Origin of the sequence: Bradyrhizobium altum, assembly GCF_020889705.1 — a bacterium.
GTDB lineage: Bacteria > Pseudomonadota > Alphaproteobacteria > Rhizobiales > Xanthobacteraceae > Bradyrhizobium > Bradyrhizobium altum.
Map to the genome: position 1 here is coordinate 1 of NZ_JACMYP010000449.1, position 3,793 is coordinate 3,793.

Sequence of the window (3,793 nt, forward strand, 5' to 3'; positions counted from 1 at the left end):
GGAATCCGCATTCCAGCTGGCGCTTCGGCCCGCGTTGGCTCCGGCAATCGGCTTGCCTCCACCGTTCTGTTGTCGCGCACCATCCAGCCCGCCAGTCGAGCGTATCCGCGCCGAAGCGCGAGCATGAGCCATTCCCATGGCGGGCTTGATCCATCGATACCGAGGATCGCAGGGCGGCTTTAAAGAGTTCTTTATGGGCGTATCCGGAGAACTCCGAGGTTGAATGGAAAGCAGCCCCCTGCACCCGGTTGGGGGCGAGTGGAAAGGGATCACCTTTGGCGCGCGCCCTTACACTAGAACGCGATAAAGAAAAAACCCAAGAGCAATAGGGTGAGCAAAATAGACACTCCAGCCGCCAACTTTAGAGCGTTGCTGGGCTCCGCGGATCGGTTCATGTCGAAGACTGTAGTCTTGGACCGCGCAGCCATTCAGTCATGCTTGCACCAGCCTCAGCTTGCCGCGCCAGCTTCAAGAGCGCTTCCTTCTCGATACCTGGGGCTAGCCTCGCGGCCTGATCGCGTAGCTCTTTGGCTCGCTCGATAAGGCGCTCTTCAAGCGAAGAGGTTTGCTTGACGCGTCGGCGTACTTGACCCATGCATTCCCCTCCCAGCTAGGTTCCTGCGGAACGGGAATGTAATTTTTGTGTAAGCTAGAGGTTCCACAGTCTTTCGATCTAGACCCATTCATGGCCCGCTTCACCTCATCGGCGAGTGAACGTGTCGTCGGCGGTCTCTTTGGCCGAACGGTAGTGTTCAGCCCACTCGAGATAATCGTCCGCACTCATCACGGGAAAATTCATCGGCGTCCGGAGCGTTCCAGAGCGCCTGGAGCGGTGCCCAGCGGCTCGACGAAGGTGCAAGTGCACCTCGCGGCCGCGCGCCTTCCTCGCCGATGAGCTGAGCGGGCCCTCGAGCCGGCGCCGATAGCTTCAACGCCGGACATAGACTAAACCCCCTTTTCATCCTGCCGCTCCGATTGCCACTTATTCCCACCATCACCTTCCTAAGAATCCTACAGAGCAAGGTTGAGTTTTAGGAACGACTAGCTCTTGTAAGAGGTTACGCTCACACGGCTGTAACCGCACAGGTGCAATGGACAAGGATGTACAAAGACGCGATCATGGACGAGCTGAGGCAGATTGAACTCGACGTGGTCGATGGTGAAAGGCGGCTCGCTGAGCTTGAGGCGCGGCTGATCGAATCGAAGCGGCTGAATGAAAATGTCACCAAGGTTGCAGCCGAACTCGCGCAAAAATCAGCTCGACAGAGAGCAGAACCGCCAACGCCTCCTTTCGCTTCTACACCCCTAGAAGGCATTATTTGATGACTCCGCGAGAGCGCAAAGACATGCCTTGGATTATCGCCGCCGCCGCTTTGGCTTTCGTCGTCGCGGCCGTGGCGGGAGGAATGACCTATCTTCATTAGCCAGATCGGGTGCCTGCACCCGTTCGTCTCACTCGCAGGTCTTTTGCAGATGTTTTCGAGTCTAGAATGTAACTCATAGAGATCTGCCCCCGACGCTACGACAGTTGCCCCTCAAAGATCGGCCCCAGCGCCCCGGGGAGAGCACTGAGGCCGATGGTCGTCCCACTCCTCAACCCGACCGCCGTTGCAACGCCGCAAATTGCCACTTGTTCCCGAAATGAGAACGGCCTCAGCGAGAGTGGATACGCTGAGGCCGTTTGCGGGACGTTCGACGCTGCGTCAGGACAGCACGAACTTTCGATAAACCACGATCACGAATGTCCGTTCCTGTGAATTAAAACGGCCCCAGCACGTCTGGGGGCCAATGGCCGATGCTGGGGCCGGTTTGCCTATCCGGACAAGGACCAGACGGCTGGCCTTCACAGTAAAACGCGCCTTCATGCCTGTCGTTTTCAGAGCCCTAACGAAGAATCCCAGAGCCACCGGCGGGGCCGCGCTGGGACTTTGGCTCGGTGGGGGCCACGAGACTTGGCAGGATCGGTGCACCCACCGGCTATGGCTGGAAAACGTTCCATGCTCTTCTGGGATTCGGTCATCCGCGAGGAACAAGTGCTCACTCTGTAACTTAAGCCCCCACTGCAACGAGGCAGATGGGCCAGCCCATGGAACACAAACTTGACCGGCTGAGAGCCCAATCACTTACAGCACTAGCACTGAGCACCTGCGTTCTCGTCGCAAGCTTTGCCATGCTGATAATGAGGTAAGCGCCTCATGCGTCAGCATCCGCACCGCTGATCGCCTGACCGGCGTCAACCGTGGCACCGTTAAAAACAATAAGTCCCAGCGCTGGAGCGCTGGGACTATGAAGGCGCGGCGCATGGGGCAATGCGGGGGTTTCCGCGCCATTAGTTGCATAATTTTCCCGACACGGCATCGTTCCAGTGAGCCTAAGAGCCCCAGCCTAGGAGAGTTGGGGGCCGCCATCCCATGAGGGATCAGGCTGGTGCACTGAAGCACGCCAATTAGAGTTTCAGTGCTCGTGATCGTTCCTATTGAGTGGCCTATTTCGCATCGGCGAGTGCGATGCATGGTCGAATTCTCTTCCCGCCATCGGATCGCCTGTTACGCTCTGGTTGGTGCTCGGTGACACGCCATCGGACCGCGCCCTATTGGTTAGGGACTTTCTCCGACCATCGCCCCCGTCCGGCTGCTAGCCCCTCGGACGGGGGTTTTTATTGAGTGGCCCGTTTGGGTTTGATGAATGGCCTATTTCGGCCAGTACCGGAATTCTAGCGATGGCGAGGATCGTTCTTATTGAGCAAGATCCTCACTCGTTTCCGCTCTTCGGTCATTGTCGGGAGGCGTACACCAAGGTCGCGGGCACGATCGCGAATGGCGTTAAGCGGTCGCTTCAGCGCTACAGCGATGCGGTTTGCACTCGCTCGGGCAGCTATCATAGCTTTCAGCTTTTCGATTTCTTCAGGTGTCCATCGTCGATGACGCATTTGCTTTCGCTAATTTCTCGACCCCGGAATGATCCACAAGGCGGCTTCGATGCCAGTGGGACACCCTATGGCCGGCTTCCTCGCGCGCACAGGTTAACGTGACCTCGACCGCGTCGTGCCTAGAGACTTTTTGATTACTGATCCGAGGCGCTTCTCAACTTGATTCCGGCTATTGCCGACCTTCTTGACCGCCTTCTTCACAGAGGCGGCAGACCTCCCGGTCTTCTTCGCCTCATAGCTCACCTCGTAGTCCTGGCCGCCCGCAACCCGGGCCCGATCCTGCTTGCGCCCCCGCGCAGTCTGCTTCTTCGCTTTCTTTGCCATTCTTGCCTCCCTCACCCGCCGCATTCGTTGCGGCAAATCCGGGAACAGCGACTCACCGGCCTTGGTTCCTAACCTGCATAGCGGGCATAACCCTCGGCTCGGCGAAGGGACGATTGACCCAGATGCTATAACTGGCGGCATCGATTGATTCGAGACACACCATGAAAAGCAAATGCACAACGTCGCCTGCCTCTGCAGGCCAAACGTCCGGCCTATCGTAGCCTGAAGGGTTGGGCTCTCGGCACTCTGATCGAGCATCACGCTGTGCGCGAATGCGAGCGCCACGGGCATGCTATCGACCGCGCCGACGCGGAGCCGGTCATTCTTTGAAAATGCCATGATAGCTATAGCGACGACCGTGTTGGCTGCTCTAATTCAGAGATACGGATGGCATCTGATATTCTAGGTCCTGAATGGATCAAGAACTGGCCCGCGATCGCGCCGGGTTTGACACCACTGGTAGGCTTGCTGGCTTTACTAGTCGCCGGGCGCCAACTGAGGCTCAACCGGCTGAACCTGCGTGATTAGTCTGCTTTGGGT

General features: G+C 57.9%; 2 protein-coding genes. One reads left to right on the plus strand and one right to left on the minus strand.

The window, feature by feature from the left end:
- Positions 1 to 1,119 precede the first annotated feature (1,119 nt).
- A complete protein-coding gene (locus H8B02_RS45980; RefSeq protein WP_229172322.1) occupies positions 1,120 to 1,323 on the plus strand; it encodes a hypothetical protein in 204 nt (67 codons plus the stop codon).
- Between the two features lie 1,699 nt (positions 1,324 to 3,022).
- On the opposite strand, the gene H8B02_RS45985 is transcribed toward H8B02_RS45980, so the two are convergent.
- A complete protein-coding gene (locus H8B02_RS45985) occupies positions 3,023 to 3,253 on the minus strand; it encodes a DUF3606 domain-containing protein (protein WP_229172323.1) in 231 nt (76 codons plus the stop codon).
- Between the last annotated feature and the right edge of the window lie 540 nt (positions 3,254 to 3,793).